This window comes from Chitinophaga filiformis (assembly GCF_023100805.1).
GTDB lineage: Bacteria > Bacteroidota > Bacteroidia > Chitinophagales > Chitinophagaceae > Chitinophaga > Chitinophaga filiformis_B.
This window is the reverse complement of record NZ_CP095855.1, coordinates 1,424,191-1,441,326: the sequence shown is the minus strand read 5'-3', so window position 1 is coordinate 1,441,326 and position 17,136 is coordinate 1,424,191. Positions and strand designations below refer to the sequence as shown.

Genomic DNA, 17,136 nt, shown 5'->3' with positions numbered 1-17,136 from the left:
AGATATCCGGCAACAATACCCAGCCAACAAAAAGCCCGGCTATCGCCGGGCCTTTTTTATGTTCAGATCAGATTCTCGTAGATCATTGCCGATCCCTGGCCTACTCCCACACACATCGTTGTCAACCCATACTTTGCCTGCGGCCTTCGTTTCATTTCGTTCAGCAAGGTAGCTGTAAGCCGTGCACCGGTACATCCCAGCGGATGCCCGATTGCAATAGAGCCTCCGTTTACATTCACTTTCTCCGTATCCAGTCCCAGATCCCGGATACATGCCAGTGCCTGTACTGCAAAGGCCTCATTCAACTCGATCAGATCCAGCTGGCCTACGGTCAGACCTGCACGGCGGAGGGCTTTCTGTGTGGCTGGTACCGGACCAATGCCCATAATGGAAGGGTCTACCCCGGCTACCGCCATGGCTTTGATCTGCATCAGCGGTTTAAGGTTGTACTGCTTCAGGGCCTGTTCAGATACCACCAGCACTACGGAAGCGCCGTCGTTGATCCCTGCCGAATTACCTGCGGTCACACTGCCATCTTTCGCGAAAGCTGGTCGCAGTCCGGCCAGTTTCTCCAACGAGGTTTCCCTTGGCGGTTCATCATCAGAGATGATCACCTGGCCCTGTTTATTAGGAGTGATGGGCACTGGTATGATCTCTGCGGCCCATTTCCCTGCGGCGTATGCCTGTTTGTACCGCAACTGGCTTTGCAGCGCGAACCGGTCCTGTTCCTCCCTGCTGATATTCCATTGGCGGGCCACATTTTCGGCAGTTTCACCCATGGCATAGGGATAATACATTTCCGCCAGTTTGCTATTGGTGAACCGCCAGCCAATGGTAGAATCGTAGATCTCTGTTTTCCGGCTGAAAGCACCATCTGCCTTTGGCATCACCAATGGTGCACGCGTCATACTTTCTACACCGCCTGCCAGGTATACATCGCCATCCCCGCACATAATAGCCCTGGCAGCATCCATAATGGCCTGCATACCAGAGGCACAAAGCCGGTTCACGGTATTACCCGGCACAGTCACCGGTAAACCCGCCAGTAGGGCGGCCATCCTGGCTACGTCACGGTTATCTTCGCCCGCCTGATTGGTAGCGCCTGCTATAACATCCTCAATGCCGGCAGGATCGAGGCTCGGATTACGTTCAAGGATTGATTTTATGAGAAGGGCCAGCATATCGTCAGGCCTTACGGAACTGAGAACCCCGCCATAACGGCCTATCGGGGTGCGCACCGCGTCTACTATATAGGCAGCTTGCATTGCTTTGTGGATTGCTTTGGTTAATAAAGGGTGTAAATGTAGGGGAAAGCAGGGTAATACCAATGCAGGTCATCTTATCTCCTTCCGCAATAAAGCCTTATTCGGCTGAGATGGCCTGGGAATTCGGCGGAACCTATATCCTACAGGCTCTATACTATAGCATTTTAGGCACTGTTCTATAGCGAACGCTATAGAACAGTAGGCGAAATGCAGGACTGTAGCCCTTATAGGTAGTAATCTGTAGGATAGTCGCACCGAATATCAAGCGAATACCGGGCGAATAGCGGATACTGCGAAAATATCTGGCAGGAAGGAGCTGCTTAGCGTTTGTCTCAAGTCCTAAAAACAAAACAATAAGTAAATGACCGTTGTAAAGTGCTCACTGAAACCATTTCCAACCTGTAAAGCTAATTCTGCATTCAATACGTCAACTGTAAGGTCTTTCTGTAGTAAGACAATCCAGGATTTTCCCGGAGATGCGTCCGGTATGCGTCTGGTATGCGTCTGGTATACGTCCGGTATAAAGCGGGTTCAACCCGTTCAAAAATCTCAGACGGCAGGTTGACCGACCCTCTTTTAACCGGAAAAATGTGAGAGAAAACGCAGCCGTGAAGGCCCCGAAAATGTGTCGCCGGTACATTATTGTGGTCGATGCTTTAAAATACCGTACCTTTGCAGCTTACTACCGACTGCCGTAAGGCAGACATTATCTCATTTAAAGGTCAGGAATGAAATCGGGCAAAACAAATATCCGGCACCTCAGCTTGCCGGAATTACAGGAATACTTTGGGTCAATTGAGGAAAAACCCTTCCGCGCCAAACAGGTGTATGAGTGGTTGTGGCTGAAACACGCCGGCAGCTTTGATGCTATGACCAACATTTCCAAGGACTTACGCAACAAATTGGAAGAACACTTCTCACTTCCCGCTATTAAGGTGGATACTACCCAGCACAGCAGTGACGGCACCATTAAGAGCCGCTTCCGCCTGCATGACGGGCACCTTGTAGAGGGCGTGCTGATCCCTACGGATACCAGGCAGACAGCCTGCGTTTCTTCTCAGGTAGGCTGCAGCCTGAGCTGCAAATTCTGCGCTACCGGTTATATGGACCGTAAGCGTAACCTCGACTATGACGAGATTTATGATGAAGTGGCCCTGCTGAACCAGCAGGCAATGGAAGCTTACGGCAAGAAACTTAGTAATATCGTATACATGGGAATGGGCGAGCCCCTTCTGAATTACAAGAATGTATTACAGTCCATTGAACGCATTACTTCTCCCGACGGATTGGGCATGTCCCCGAGACGTATCACGGTATCTACCGCAGGTGTGGCCAAAATGATCCGCCAACTTGGAGATGATAAGGTGAAATTCAACCTGGCCTTGTCCCTGCACGCTGCCAACGACGAGAAACGCAGCCAGATCATGCCGATCAACGATACCAATAACCTGAAGGTACTGATCGAGGCACTGAACTACTTCTATAAAGCTACACAGAACCAGATATCATTTGAATACATCCTTTTTAAGGATTTTAATGACTCCTTCAGGGATGCTGATGAGCTGATCCGTATATACCGCCAGGTACCCGCAGACCTGGTCAACATTATTGAATATAATCCGATCTCCAACGCCCGCTTCATGAAGCCGGATGAGGACGTTGCCGAGGCGTTCATGGAATACCTGACTAAACATAAGGTAAATGCACGCCTGAGGCGCAGCCGCGGTAAAGACATTGACGCCGCCTGCGGACAATTGGCCAATAAAGGTTGATCAGCTACCTGCTAACAAATTCAAAATTTAACAGATGAGAAAAAATACACCTGCTAAGAAAGGATTTTCCCCTTTCAAGGAAAATAAGAACAGCAGTTCCAATAAATCTACCACGCGTTTTGGCGCTTCAGACCGTAAGCGGGGTAGTGATGACAATACCCGTCCTGGTCGCGGTGATGGCCAGAAATCAGAACGCCCTTTCCAGTCCGACCGTAAACGTAATAACGACGAAAACGGCCGTCCTGCAAAAAGAACGGAAGGCAAGCCCGAACGCTCTTTTCCGTCCAGTCGTAAGCCGAAAGATGATGGCAACTTCCGTCCCGGCAGAGCGGTAGAAGGCAAGCCTGAACGTAGCCGTAACACCGATGCATCCGAAATTCCGGGCACTAAACGCTCAGAAAGAGATAAAACAACACGCAGGCCGCGTATAGAGCCTGTCCGCAAGACCGCCAATGGCAGAACCCCGTTCAAACCCCGTCCTCAGGGCGATGACAGTGCCTTTCACGGCCCCTCAGAACGTAAGTCAGGCAAACGTGGCAGCTCACGCGAGGAACGCCCGACCCCCAGCGGCTTTAACCGTAAAAAATATTTTGATTCTGCCAATGAACGGTTTGCTGAAAAACAGGACCGTAAATCTGCAGCGAGAAAAGCCCGTCACAGCGAAGACAGCGCCCCGTTCAGCAAAAAACAGTCTAAAAAAGAAGAAAACAGCAATAATGCCGGCGAAATGCCGCTGAACAAATACATCGCACACTCGGGGCTCTGCTCCCGCAGGAAAGCGGTGGACTTCGTGAAAGAAGGGAAAGTGACAGTGAATGGCAAACTGGTAACAGAGCCCGCCTTCAAGGTAACTGCCAAAGACGATGTGGCGATCAGTAATAAGCGCATCTCCATCCAGAAAAACCTGGTATATATCCTGCTCAACAAACCTAAAGGATACATTACTACTACCGACGATCCCGAAGGCCGTAAAACGGTGATGGAGCTGATCGAAGATGCTGTGACAGACGAGCAGCGTGTGTACCCTGTAGGTCGCCTGGACCGCAATACCTCAGGCCTGCTGCTGCTGACCAATGATGGCGAGCTGGCTCAGAAACTGGCGCACCCCAAGCATAATATCAAGAAGATATACCACGTAGGACTGAACAAACCCCTGACCAAGGCGGATTTCGATAAGATCCTGCACGGTGTAACACTGGAAGATGGCGTTGCACATGTGGATGCCCTGGGTTATGTGGAAGCAGGTGATAAAACCCAGATCGGTATTGAGATCCATAGCGGTAAGAACCGCATTGTACGCCGCATCTTCGAACATCTTGAGTATGAGGTGGAAAAGCTGGACCGCGTTACCTATGCCGGTCTAACCAAGAAGAATATCAATCGCGGCAAATGGCGTTTCCTGACTGAAAAAGAAATCATATTGCTGAAGCACTTTAAGTAATCTATGCGTATTAACGATATCATCATAAAAGAAACAGCTGATTTTGTTATCCTGAACAAACCGGCAGGCATGCTCACCATACCGGACCGGCACGATAACCAGCTGCAATCCATCCAGGGACTGCTGAAGAAGCACTACGGCGAAATATTCACTGTACACCGCCTGGATAAGGACACCAGCGGGCTTATCCTGTTTGCGAAAAATGAGGCGGCACATAAGTATTATTCGCAGTTGTTCGAAAGCCGTAATGTGAAGAAATTCTACCAGGGCCTGGTAAACGGACAGCTGATCCCTCCTGCCGGCAGCGTGGACGAGCCTATTATGGAACATCCCGTTGTAAAAGGTAAAATGGTGACAAACAGGAAGGGTAAAAATGCCCTGACAGATTATGAGGTATTGGAAAGCTTCGGACTGTATAGCCTGGTGAAACTCCAGATCCATACCGGCCGTACCCACCAGATCCGTGTGCATATGAAGCACCTGGGACATCCCATCGCAGTAGATGAACTGTATGGCACTGATACCCCCATATTCCTGTCTGCCATTAAAAAGAACTATAAACTGGGCAAGAGAACGGAAGAGGAGCGGCCACTGCTGAACAGGCTGGCATTACATGCATGGCAGCTGCATTTTAAGGACCAGCAGGGAGAAGAGCAGATCGTTGAAGCGCCTTTGCCGAAAGACATCCAGGCAGTGGTGACGCAGTTGCGGAAGAATAGTGGCCAGAGTTCAGCGTTGGTATTATAAGATATTACAATTCAATATATTGAAAAGCGATTTCCGGAAGGGGTCGCTTTTCTTTTTAAGGGCAATACCCAAGTTAATCTACACTCAGGCCTTGTCCAATGCGCTATATGAATAAATGGAAATACCTATAAAAAGAAAAAACGGGGAGAAATCCCCGTTTCGTAAAAATCAAAAACCAACCATTAAAAACTCTTATGAATAAAAACCTGACACACAATTGTGCAGGTTTTAAACGAAATCTTGTATTTGACTCACCTTACAACAAGGTCCCGCCTTATTTGTTCGGCTGAGGTGTTGTTCTTAAGTAAGGCTTGATGATCTTGTGACCTTTCGGGAAACGCGCAGGAATATCCTCGGTTGGTACCGCCATTGTCACAATTACATCTTCTCCATCCTTCCAGTCAGCTGGTGTAGCAACGCTGTATTTTGCTGTCAGCTGCAGGGAATCAATTACACGCAGTACTTCTACGAAGTTCCTGCCTGTAGAGGCTGGATAAGTGATCATCAGTTTCACTTTCTTATCTGGTCCGATGATGAACAGTGACCTTACTGTAGCGGTCTCTGATGCATTCGGATGGATCATATCGTAAAGATCGGAAACTTTTCTGTCCTGATCAGCAATAATAGGGAAATCTACATTAGTGTTCTGTGTTTCGTTTATATCGCTGATCCAGTTTTGGTGTTTATCCAGCGGATCCACACTCAAAGCCAATACTTTAACGTTACGTTTTGCAAATTCTTCTTTTAACTGCGCTGTTCTACCTAATTCGGTAGTACATACCGGCGTAAAGTCTGCCGGATGTGAAAAAAGAACTCCCCAGCCATCGCCCAGGTACTCATAAAAATCAATGTCTCCCTGTGATGTCTTTGCCTGAAAGTTCGGTGCTATATCTCCTAATCTTAAGCCCATAAGGTCGCTGTTTTTTTAGAGTATTCAAAAATAGGATTTTCCTACAAATATTATAGACTTTACAAGTATTTTTTGAAAAAATAATTCCCCGCCTGTAGATCAGGCGGGGCGGAGCTCAAACAAACAACTGGATGTAAGAGGTATCAGGGATAACGCTTACGAAGCGCAACGCAACACCGTAGGGGTTACCGGGTCGTTTTTCGGGGTTACCAGGGGGCTTTTCAGGGGTTCATGAGGATAGTATATGGGAATAACATTACAATGTCCGTTCTTTCCATGCGTAATATGCCAGTGTATACTTAAGGTCGTCTGCCAGATCAGCTTTTTTACGTGCTGCGTCTTCATCAAAGTCAAGTTCCAGATAGCCCAGGTACAGCTCATAGCTTTTGTGAAGCATGTCCATACAGTGGTCTATTTTTTTGACATAATGGGGCACCTTTGCTGATGGTAATGGGGTTACCTGTTCTATATAGTAACATTCTCCGTCTGTATATTCTATCCAGTTACCATCTTCCCTATGGCCGGGACGGGTTAACCGGAAAAGCATGTTATCAAATACGACAGCCTTTCCCAGCTCCAGTTCCAGGTCTATCATATCCGGGATCTGTTCCATGTTTTCCAGCTTCTGTACTATGGTCATCTGCACGGCATCACTTCTGTCCTGGACGTAGCGCAACATGGTGTTCAACACTTCGTAGGTAGTGATAAAGTCACAACGTTGCCAGGTATCGTCCTTCCGGATGTGGCCCCAGAAGCTTAGATAATTGGTATCATCCAGGATGATCTGGCCAACTGATATGGCCTGCGAGCTGGTTACTGTAGCGGTATTTGTCTGTTTCATAACCGATTCGTTGTTGATAACAATACAAAGGTAGCAGGCCAAAACGCAGAGAATTTGCGTAGCGAATTTTAACTACTTTTATCCTCTAAATATTTCTATGCATGCCTAAAAACAAGGATGCTGTTTCGCGTTATCGCTGGATAGACGAGCGTTTACGCAACAAGCGTTTGAGAAAACCCACCCTGGAAGATCTTATTGAATTTGTATCCGCGAAAATGGGTGCTACCATTTCCGTACGTACTATCCAGAAAGATATCCAGGATATGCGTCATGACCCCGAATTGAATTACCAGGCTCCCATCCTGTACGATCGCAGTACAGGTACCTATCGTTATGAAGATGAAACATATTCCATCAATAGCCTGCCGATAGATGAAGCTGACCTCCAGGGACTTGAGATTGCCATCGGGATACTGGAACAATTCCGTAGCCTGCCTGTTATTGTACAATTTGAGGACGCTATTCTGAAAATAGCCGCCAGCCTGAAAAAGAACAGGGAGGTACTGGAACACAAAGGACTGATCAAATTTGCCCGCGCCACACAATACAAGGGCGCAGCTCATATCCCCTTCATAGTAGATGCCATCAAAGGCAGGGAGGTTATACGTATTGCGTACCAGAGCTTTGACAGGAATGAGCCTAAGGAACACTGGGTAGAGCCTTATCATCTGCGTGAATACCAATACCGCTTTTACCTGATCGGTAAAAGTCAGAAAGCCAAGGGCGGCACTTTACTTACTTTTGCATTGGACAGGATAGTGGATATCTGGCCTACCAGCAAAACATTCGATGAGAAGAACTTCGATGATGCCAGTTACTATCAGCATGCCATCGGCGTAACAGTACCACAGGGCGCTCCTGAAAAAGTGCTACTATCCTTTACACCGCTTCAGGGGAAATACATCAAGTCGCAGCCTATTCATCCTTCTCAGCAGATCGAAAAGGACAACGACAAAGAATGCCGGATCTCACTCAATGTGGTGATCAATCATGAATTACAGATGCTGCTGCTTAGTTATGGGGCCAATGTAAAAATATTACAACCCGCACACCTGGCAGAAAAGATGGCAGCAGAAGCCAAAGCAATGCTGCAGAAATATTCATCATAAACGCTTTCTTACATGACAAACTCATTCCGGATCTCCGGCAACCTGATAGACATCCTGCAGCAGAAGATATATCCTGCCACCGTTACCGTTGAAAACGGCATTATAAGCCGTATTACGGAAGATGCGACCACATATGAGCAATACCTCCTGCCGGGATTTATTGACGCCCATGTGCATGTGGAAAGCTCTATGCTGACGCCTTCACAATTTGCCCGGCTGGCGGTGGTACATGGTACAGTTGCTACCGTATCCGATCCCCACGAAATTGCGAACGTACTGGGTGTGAAAGGTGTGGAATATATGCAGGAAAATGGTAAGACTGTTCCTTTTAAATTCTGCTTTGGCGCTCCTTCCTGCGTACCGGCCACTATCTTTGAAACTGCCGGTGCCGAGGTAACAGTTGCTGATTTGGAAGCCCTGTTGCAGCAACCGGAGGTATTATACCTTACGGAGATGATGAACTTTCCAGGTGTATTATATGAGCAGCCGGATGTAATGGCTAAAATAGCTGCGGCAAAACGTATAGGCAAGCCGGTAGATGGACATGCACCAGGCCTCCGTGGCGAAGATGCGAAGAAATACATTGCTGCAGGTATCAGTACCGATCATGAGTGTTTTACCGCCGAAGAAGCGCTCGATAAGCTACATTACGGCATGCATATCCTCATCCGGGAAGGAAGCGCTGCACGTAACTTTGATGCGCTCATCCACCTGCTCAATGATTATCCGGAGAAGATCATGTTCTGCAGCGATGATAAACATCCTGACAACCTGGTGGAAGGCCATATCAATGTATTAGTGAAAAGAGCGCTGGCTCTGAAGATCGATCTCTTCAAGGTGTTACGCGCAGCCTGCGTGAATCCTGTTCTTCATTACAAGATCCCCTCCGGATTACTGCGTGTAGGCGATCCTGCAGATTTTATAGTGGCAGATAATCTCGACAATTTTAATATCGTAGCTACCTATATCAATGGCATAGCTGTAGCACAACACGGTGAAACCCGCATCCCCTCTGTCATTGCTCCTGTTATTAATAACTTTGAATGCACGCCTAAATCCGGCAGCGACTTTCGCATTACTGCCAGCGGTATTACAGCGAATGTAAAAGTCATTGAAGCACTGGGCGGTCAGCTGATCACGAACAGTTTCACGGAAACATTGCCTGTTGTGGATGGACAACTATTTTCCTCTACAGAAAAAGATATCCTGAAACTGGCTGTTGTAAACAGGTATAGTCCTGCTCCTGTCGCGCTGGGCTTCATCAGGAACTTCGGCTTCCAGCAGGGCGCTATTGCTTCATCTGTGGCGCATGACAGTCACAATATCATTGCTGCAGGTGTAGACGATGAAAGCATCGCACAGGCGGTAAATGCAGTAATAGCACATAAAGGAGGCGTGAGTGTAGTAAGCAATAACGAAGTATCAGTACTGCCGCTGCCTGTTGCAGGCTTGATGAGTAATCTTGATGGCTATGAAGTTGCTGCACGATACAGTGAGCTTGATAAAGCAGCAAAAGGGCTGGGAAGTAAACTGGATGCGCCTTTTATGACGTTGTCGTTTATGGCCTTGCTGGTGATCCCTCACCTGAAGCTGAGTGATAAAGGATTGTTTGATGGAGATTCCTTCAGCTTCACAGCGGCTGTATTGTAAGAAGATGCTTTAACTGACGATATGTTAATTGCAGGAGTATAACATGCCTAACGCATTTTATGCTCCTGCAATTTTTATATAAGCAGTTATTTAGCCGGCCACTCTCTGACAAGCACATTTGCAGTCATTACGAAGATCGGTTCGGAGAGCGCCCCTAAGGGTACAAAGTTTTTCATTTCTGATATCGGACTCTTACACAGCCCAAAGCGCACCGCCCACACTGTCTCTTTCAGCGCCTGTAACAGCAGCTAAAGCATTAGGTTCCTGCCTCCAGCGTAAAGCGCCCAGTAACGCGATCATTAATGCATTACGGAAAGGTTCCTGTTGCACTGTCACGGTAATATTCAATGGCTGTAATGCTTCCCCGATCGCTTTTACCAGGTAGATATTTGCTGTACCTCCGCCGGTAAGCAATAAACTATTTGACACCTCCTCTCCTGCCTGTGACTGGAAGTCTTTTATCACTTTCTCTATCTGCGCAGCAATATGATGCGTGTAGGTGTTCAGTTTCCCCTGCGTTGACAACTGGTGTTGCTGAATGATCGGCATTACTACACCAGTGCCGAATTTTGAGGCAAGTGTTCTTGGATAATTTTCATTATAAAACGCAAGCTCATTCAGTGCGTGCAGCAATGGTTGATCTGTTACACCACCTGCCGCCAGTTTTCCTTCATCGTCATAGCTGCGGCCCAGTGTTTCTGCCAGTGTATCCAGTACATAGTTGCAGGGACAGATATCAAATGCCAGGAGCTGCCCTTCTTTCTGTACGGCCATTGTTGCATTCTCTCCCAGGTTGATCCTGTATCGATGATCAGGGAACAACAGCTGCTCGGCAACAGGAAGGATAGGCGCTCCTTTTCCTCCCAGGGCAATGTCCATGGCTCGCAGGTCGTTGATGACAGGCAAACCGGTTACAACAGCTATGGCCGCGCCATCTCCCAGCTGGGCGGTCATTTTCTGCGCCGGCACATGGAATATAGTATGCCCATGGGCTGCAATGAAATGCACCTGGTGGTCTAACTGGTGCTGCGATATGAACTGGTTTACTGCATGCCCGATATAATGACCATATTCACTGTTCAGCAACAGGTAATCCCTGGCGGGCAGATTTGCCGCCCCTCCCAGTTTTTCCTCCCATTCAGGAGTATATGCCAGGCGCTCCGCCGCCTTTATTTCATACGTCCATTTACCTCTTACTTCGGTCAGAGCTGCGAAAACAAGGTCCAATCCTGCCAGCGAAGTGCCTGACGTTACGCCTATTACATTATAAACCATGCACTAAAATTTGTGCAAAAGTAAATAATGTGATGTTCACATACTTTTTTTTCGGTTTTTATGGAATCGGGTGGAGGGCCTGCATCTTATTAGCAGACTAAAAAATTGTGCTATGCAAAGACATCTGTTCCTCCTGCTGCCAGCGCTGACCATCCTCGGTATATCAGGCATATCTACTCCCGGCCGGGCACAATCCCAACATAAAATAGAGGGGATTGTTACTGATCACCATACCAGGACGCCACTGGCAGGCGCTATAGTGCAGGTGGTAGCTCCTGCTATTAACAAGACGAAGATCACTACCAATAAAAAAGGCCAGTTCAGTATTGCCTTCGACGGAAAGCAGGCCACCATATATGTGTCTTTAACAGGTTACAAGACAGATACATTGCTGATCCCTTTTAACCAGACTACACTCAATATCCGCTTAAAACCGGTGCCTGCCACTGTGAATGATATCAGGATCAAAAATGTCAAACAACGAATGGTTATGGACCAGGCGCCAATGCCGGTAGCGAATGAAGTAATGGTAGCAGAGCAAGGAGCGCCGAGCCCAAAAATCATGATCCGTGGTATGGCCACTCAGGGCATTTACGGTTCAAGGGCGCCAATAGGGTATCCCGATCATCAAACAGAAGATTACAGTCCTGTCAATGAGAATGTGTTCCATGCTGTTACAGACCAACCGCTTAGTACTTTCTCTATTGATGTGGATCGTGCCTCCTATTCCAATATCAGGCGCTTCCTGAACAATGGCGACATGCCTCCGGCTGATGCAGTAAGAGTGGAAGAAATGATCAACTATTTTGATTACAAATACGCTAATCCGACCGGCAATGCGCCTGTGGCCATCCACACAGATATGGCCGTTTGCCCGTGGAATACTGATCACCAGTTAGTACGTATCGCAATAAAGGGCAAGGACGTGGCAAAGGACAATCTACCTGCTTCCAATCTCGTTTTCCTGATCGACGTATCCGGCTCCATGTCCGGCCCGCAAAGGCTACCGCTGGTAAAACAGGCCTTCAAAGCGCTGACTGCTCAGCTAAGACCAGTTGACAAAGTAGCGATAGTAGTGTATGCCGGTGCTGCGGGACTGGTATTGCCTTCCACTTCAGGCGAAAATAAAACTGCTATTCTGGACGCGCTCGACAAACTGGAGGCCGGCGGCTCTACTGCCGGTGGAGAGGGCATCCTGCTCGCATATAAAACAGCCGCAGAGAACCTGTTGCAGAATGGCAATAACCGTGTGATCATTGCTACTGATGGCGATTTCAACGTAGGCCCTTCCAGCGATGGAGAACTGCAACGTATTATTGAACGGGAACGTGAAAAAGGCATTTTCCTCTCTGTGCTGGGCTTTGGTATGGGCAACTACAAGGACAATAAACTGGAAATACTGGCCGACAAGGGCAATGGCAACTATGCATACATTGACAACTTCGAAGAGGCACGCCGTACATTCGTTACCGAATTTGGCGGAACGCTGTTCACCATCGCAAAGGATGTAAAGCTGCAGATAGAATTTAATCCTAAATACGTACAATCGTACAGGCTGGTAGGTTACGAAAACAGGATGTTGCAGAATGAAGATTTTAACAACGATAAGAAAGACGCAGGAGATATGGGAGCAGGACATACCGTAACGGCCCTGTATGAGATCGTACCCTCAGGGAAAGGAAATGACCAGCCACTGGCGGTAGATCCGCTGAAATACCAGCTGGCAAAACAACCTGTTGGCAACAGTCAGGAAGTGCTCACTGTAAAACTACGCTATAAGGAGCCAAAAGCCAGTACCAGTCAGCTCATCACGCAGGTATTACCATGGAAAAGCCAGGATATCACATCAGCTCCGGAAGATTTCCGTATGGCCACTGCTGTTGCAGACTTCGGACTACTGCTGCGCAATTCCGAATATAAGGGAAATGCCACCTGGGACCAGGTGCTGAAACTGGCTGGAAACGCCCGTGGTACGGACGAAGAAGGATACCGTGCAGAATTCATTCAATTGGTTAAAAAAGCACAGTTAATCAGTAACAATCATGGCACAAAATAGTTCTCTGTAACCGGCCTTAATTCATTGTTTGCGTTAGACCGGTCATGGGTTTCAGGCCCGTGACCGGTCTTTTCGTTACTTTATTGTTATTTACATTTCCAGGCTCTGAAAATTTTGGTATTTTGCATACATGATAGTGAATCTAAGTAGCACCAATTCGTTAGTGGGAAACTGGTTAAGTGAGATCAGAAGCATGGAAGTACAGACAGACCGCATGCGCTTCCGGCGCAATATGGAAAGACTCGGAGAAATAGCAGCCTACGAGATCAGTAAAACATTGGAATACGAAGAGAAGGAGGTCCAGACACCACTAGGCATTGCCAATTGCCGGGTGTTGAAACAACAACCCGTTCTGGCCACTATCCTGAGGGCAGGCTTAGCACTCCATCAGGGTCTGCTCCACTACTTTGATAAAGCTGATCATGCCTTTATATCCGCCTACCGTAAGCATAAACACGACGGCACCTTCGATATCAACCTGGAATACGTGTCCAGCCCTTCCATTGACGGCCAGGTAGTTATACTATCAGACCCCATGCTGGCAACGGGCGCGTCCCTGGTGAAAACCATCGAACACCTGCAAAGCCTGGGTAAACCCAAACATATCCACCTTGTCGTAGCCATTGCCTGTACCGTGGGAATAGAATATGTTCAGAGACATGCCGACAGTAACCTCAGCATCTGGGCCGGAGATATTGATGATGAACTGACAGCCAAAGGGTATATTGTACCGGGACTGGGAGATGCCGGTGACCTCGCATTTGGAAATAAGCTGCAGCAATAGGCACCAGAATACCAACAGACAGGATCTGCTTTAGAGGAAGTAAGTAGTCAACCAAAGAAAAACTATTCCGTTTAGTCATTCATTCATAACACTTTAGGGATTTCTCATAAGCCATGTTATATATTTTTAATTTGAAATATGAGTAGCATTGCGTACCTTCACATGGAACCATGAGAAAACCCTATACTATTAAGTATTGTTTTATGAAAAAAGTGTTGCTGTTTTTCACGATTGCCCTTTATCTGATGAACCCGGCCAGGGCGCAAGACCCGCATTTTTCGCAGTTCTTCGCCTCCCCACTCACACTTAATCCGGCATTTACAGGCCTGTTTTCAGGCGACTTTCGTGTTTCAGGGAACTACCGTTCACAGTGGAGAAGCATCTCAACGCCCTTTACTACCGGTACTGCAGCAGTAGACTTTGGAATTCTGAAGAACGTACTGTCCTATACTGATATCTGGGGAGTAGGTGTAATGGCAATGTACGACAGGACTGGCGGAGGAGCACTGACATCTACCTATCTCAGCTTTAGTACAGCTTATCATAAAGGTCTGGACCCGGAAGGAAACCATACCCTGGCAGTTGGCTTGCAGGCCACCTACGTACAGAAACGACTTGATCAGACAAAGCTGGTATTCGAAAACCAGATAGATAATACCGGTTACAATCCTGCCATCCCAAGTGGTGAAACCTTTGTAAACCCGACTATTACCTATCTCGACCCCAATATCGGTATCCTGTATAACGGTCTGGTGGGTGAATCATCCAATATCTACATGGGTGTTTCCTACTATCACATCACACAGCCTACAGAAACGTTCATGGCGCAGAACAATAACCGCCTGACTTCCCGCTGGACGGCTCACGGTGGTGGTTCCGTACCGGTAAATGGCAATAACCGCTTCCACTTCAGCGCCCTCTATATGAAACAAAGTACAGCGTCTGAATTTTCTTTCGGCGGCGCTTACGGTTTCAACCTGAACGGCGATGATGAGAATCCAACCACCTTCTATCTCGGTAGCTGGTGCCGTCTGAAAGATGCGATCAACCCATATGTAGGTCTGGAGATCAATGGCTTCACTATCGGCGCTTCTTACGATATGAACGTATCAACGCTGAAACCGGCCTCTAACTATCGTGGAGGTATGGAGCTTTCCATTATCTACATACACAGACGCAATGAAGGTAATAAGTACAGAACCTTGTGTCCAAGGTTCTGATCTGATAAATCATTTCAAAAAAGCCTGCCAGTTGCATAAGCTGGCAGGTTTTTTATTGCCACCATACATTTTTTACCATTGTTCCACTGATTTTTAGTTACTTACAACCGGATCAATGCTTATAGCGAATAACTAATCACTAAAATTCCAGGATTTTGTTTTCATTCAGAGAAGTGCTGGCCGCTATTCAGGCCTACGGGAAAGCACATCAGTTTATTATGCAGCACAAGTTATGGAAATGGATACTTGTACCCGGTATCCTGTACTGCATATTGTTCATGACGGGAAGTTACTTTGTGTGGGGATATTCAGGAGATTTTGTGGAATACCTGTTTAACCTGCTGCCATTAAAAACATGGATACAGGATCTGGAAAGCACCTGGGTCAGCTTCTTCTTTATCCTGCTGGCATTCTCCATCAGGATCATGATATTGCTACTATATTTTTCTTATTATAAATACCTTTTCCTCATCCTCGGATCTCCCCTGTTTGCCTATCTCTCGGAGAAAACAGAGGCTATCCTGGAGCGCCGGGAATTCCCTTTCAGCATGCAGCAGTTCCTCAAAGATATGGGCAGAGGCATATCTATCTCACTGCGTAACATGCTGTATCAAACCATAGCAGTGCTGTTATTGATCGTACTGTCATTCATACCGGTAGTTGGCTGGATCACTCCACTGTTTGCCTTTTTTATAGAGTGTTATTTCTACGGCTTTTCCATGGTAGATTACAGCTGTGAACGGCATCAGATGAGCACCAGGCAGAGTATCAGGTTTATAAAGGATCACAGGGGCATAGCATTGGGTAATGGCATCGTGTTTTATATCCTGATGTTCGTTCCGTTACTGGGATGGGTACTTGCGCCTTCCTATGCAGTAATAGCTGCCACTATTCATTTATCAGACAAAAAATTATTGCATGGCGCAAGCTGGTAAAGTATACCTGATCCCGACCGTACTCAGCCCGGATACACTCCATACTATTCCGGCTTACATCACGCCTGTGGTACAGCAGATCAGCGTATTCTTTGTGGAGAATGAACGTACTGCCAGGCGCTACCTGAAAGCGCTGGATAAAAGCATCAACATAGATGCCCTGCAACTACTGCTAATGCATGAAAACCATCCGCCGGATACGGCATTGGCTAAACAGATATTACTTTCCGGAAAAGATATTGGCGTGATCAGTGAAGCGGGCTGTCCTGCTATTGCCGATCCGGGGCATCTCGTTGTACAGGTGGCCCATGCCATTAATGCACAGGTGATACCTATGGTGGGGCCCAACTCAATGCTGCTGGCACTGATGGCTTCAGGCATGAATGGACAAAACTTTCAGTTTGTGGGCTACCTGCCGGTAAAACCACCGGAAAGGATAAAGGCGATACGTGACCTGGAAATGCAATCACAAAAGAAACAACAGACCCAGCTTTTCATAGAAACGCCTTACCGTAATAATCAGCTGTTGAAAGATATACTGGATAACTGTAAAGACACCACGCAGGTGTGCGTGGCTGCAGATATTACCGGACCTGAAGAATTCATCCGTACAAAATCGGTAAAGGCATGGAAACAACAGCTGCCGGAGCTGCATAAGAAGCCAGCTATATTTTTACTGCTGGCGCAATAAAAGATCAGGAATGAACCAGCTGGTATTCATTCCTGATCTGCTTTCTGTTAATACGCTACATCCTTCACTGTAATTACACTGTCCACAACAAAGTTACTGACCCCGCGCCAGGGAAGTACGCCCAGGTATTCCTTGTAGTGCAGCTCTACAAACTTTCCACTGCAGGTCATGAGGCGCTCGGCAACGCGTTTATCTGTCACAGAGAACTGGAATTCATTTGACTGCAGCGCACCTGGCTGTTTAGAGCGGTAGCCGCTCTGGATAAGGCGGCCTTCAAATGTCTTGAAGACATATCCCTTCTCTACAAAGTAATTCAGTTCCCCGGCCTTCACCCCGCGCCCAAACACGAAATAGAACCGGTACATGAAAATAAGGATCAACACCACAAGTACGCCACCCACCACCATAAAAAGGAATTTGCGCATATTGTTTATTTGATA

General features: G+C 47.3%; 15 protein-coding genes. 10 read left to right on the top strand and 5 right to left on the bottom strand.

Translation table 11 applies throughout. The annotated features are described in order from the left end of the window. Window positions 1-62: 62 nt before the first annotated feature. Entirely contained in the window at window positions 63-1,265 is a 1,203-nt protein-coding gene (locus MYF79_RS06055; protein WP_247813024.1) for a thiolase family protein, read from the bottom strand. A 728-nt stretch (window positions 1,266-1,993) separates the two neighbouring features. Between MYF79_RS06055 and rlmN the strand changes: the two genes are divergently transcribed. From rlmN to MYF79_RS06040, 3 genes are read left to right on the top strand one after another with little or no spacing between them, the layout of a single operon-like run. Continuing rightward, window positions 1,994-3,037 carry a 23S rRNA (adenine(2503)-C(2))-methyltransferase RlmN gene (rlmN, locus tag MYF79_RS06050; protein ID WP_247813023.1) on the top strand — a complete coding sequence of 348 codons (1,044 nt, stop codon included), beginning with the start codon at window positions 1,994-1,996 and terminating at the stop codon, window positions 3,035-3,037. 34 nt (window positions 3,038-3,071) lie between these two features. Further along, window positions 3,072-4,478 carry a pseudouridine synthase gene (locus MYF79_RS06045; protein ID WP_247813022.1) on the top strand — a complete coding sequence of 469 codons (1,407 nt, stop codon included), beginning with the start codon at window positions 3,072-3,074 and terminating at the stop codon, window positions 4,476-4,478. A 3-nt stretch (window positions 4,479-4,481) separates the two neighbouring features. Next, on the top strand, window positions 4,482-5,225 hold the full coding sequence (locus tag MYF79_RS06040; protein WP_247813021.1) for an RluA family pseudouridine synthase: 744 nt from the start codon (window positions 4,482-4,484) through the stop codon (window positions 5,223-5,225). 274 nt (window positions 5,226-5,499) lie between these two features. Here the strand turns inward: MYF79_RS06040 and MYF79_RS06035 are convergent, their stop codons facing one another. Beyond that, window positions 5,500-6,135: a peroxiredoxin gene (locus tag MYF79_RS06035; protein WP_247813020.1), complete on the bottom strand. Its 636-nt coding sequence runs from the start codon at window positions 6,133-6,135 to the stop codon at window positions 5,500-5,502. 256 nt (window positions 6,136-6,391) lie between these two features. Further along, on the bottom strand, window positions 6,392-6,976 hold the full coding sequence (locus tag MYF79_RS06030) for a hypothetical protein (protein ID WP_247813019.1): 585 nt from the start codon (window positions 6,974-6,976) through the stop codon (window positions 6,392-6,394). A gap of 101 nt (window positions 6,977-7,077) precedes the next feature. On the opposite strand from MYF79_RS06030, the gene MYF79_RS06025 reads away from it, so the two are divergent. Further along, the gene (locus MYF79_RS06025; RefSeq protein ID WP_247813018.1) at window positions 7,078-8,085 is read left to right on the top strand and encodes a helix-turn-helix transcriptional regulator; all 1,008 of its coding nucleotides are present in this window, start codon (window positions 7,078-7,080) and stop codon (window positions 8,083-8,085) included. A 12-nt stretch (window positions 8,086-8,097) separates the two neighbouring features. Further along, window positions 8,098-9,735 (top strand): adenine deaminase, encoded by a 1,638-nt coding sequence (ade, locus tag MYF79_RS06020; RefSeq protein WP_247813017.1) that lies wholly within the window; start codon window positions 8,098-8,100, stop codon window positions 9,733-9,735. A gap of 192 nt (window positions 9,736-9,927) precedes the next feature. On the opposite strand, the gene MYF79_RS06015 is transcribed toward ade, so the two are convergent. Next, the gene (locus MYF79_RS06015) at window positions 9,928-11,010 is read right to left on the bottom strand and encodes an anhydro-N-acetylmuramic acid kinase (protein WP_247813016.1); all 1,083 of its coding nucleotides are present in this window, start codon (window positions 11,008-11,010) and stop codon (window positions 9,928-9,930) included. A 112-nt stretch (window positions 11,011-11,122) separates the two neighbouring features. Here MYF79_RS06015 and MYF79_RS06010 point away from each other — a divergent pair, with 112 nt between their 5' ends. The 5 genes from MYF79_RS06010 to MYF79_RS05990 all read left to right on the top strand — a co-directional run bounded on the left by MYF79_RS06010 (window position 11,123) and on the right by MYF79_RS05990 (window position 16,696). Next, the gene (locus tag MYF79_RS06010) at window positions 11,123-13,066 is read left to right on the top strand and encodes a YfbK domain-containing protein (RefSeq protein ID WP_247813015.1); all 1,944 of its coding nucleotides are present in this window, start codon (window positions 11,123-11,125) and stop codon (window positions 13,064-13,066) included. A 130-nt stretch (window positions 13,067-13,196) separates the two neighbouring features. Beyond that, window positions 13,197-13,850: a uracil phosphoribosyltransferase gene (gene upp, locus MYF79_RS06005; protein WP_247813014.1), complete on the top strand. Its 654-nt coding sequence runs from the start codon at window positions 13,197-13,199 to the stop codon at window positions 13,848-13,850. A 203-nt stretch (window positions 13,851-14,053) separates the two neighbouring features. Then, window positions 14,054-15,070: a PorP/SprF family type IX secretion system membrane protein gene (locus MYF79_RS06000; protein ID WP_247813013.1), complete on the top strand. Its 1,017-nt coding sequence runs from the start codon at window positions 14,054-14,056 to the stop codon at window positions 15,068-15,070. A 155-nt stretch (window positions 15,071-15,225) separates the two neighbouring features. Continuing rightward, window positions 15,226-16,005 carry an EI24 domain-containing protein gene (locus MYF79_RS05995; RefSeq protein WP_199654801.1) on the top strand — a complete coding sequence of 260 codons (780 nt, stop codon included), beginning with the start codon at window positions 15,226-15,228 and terminating at the stop codon, window positions 16,003-16,005. Continuing rightward, complete coding sequence (locus MYF79_RS05990; RefSeq protein WP_247813012.1) at window positions 15,989-16,696, top strand: SAM-dependent methyltransferase; 708 nt, start codon at window positions 15,989-15,991, stop codon at window positions 16,694-16,696. Before MYF79_RS05995 ends, MYF79_RS05990 begins: the two co-directional genes overlap by 17 nt. Window positions 16,697-16,743: 47 nt before the next feature. On the opposite strand, the gene MYF79_RS05985 is transcribed toward MYF79_RS05990, so the two are convergent. Beyond that, window positions 16,744-17,121: a hypothetical protein gene (locus tag MYF79_RS05985; RefSeq protein ID WP_247813011.1), complete on the bottom strand. Its 378-nt coding sequence runs from the start codon at window positions 17,119-17,121 to the stop codon at window positions 16,744-16,746. Window positions 17,122-17,136: the final 15 nt, after the last annotated feature.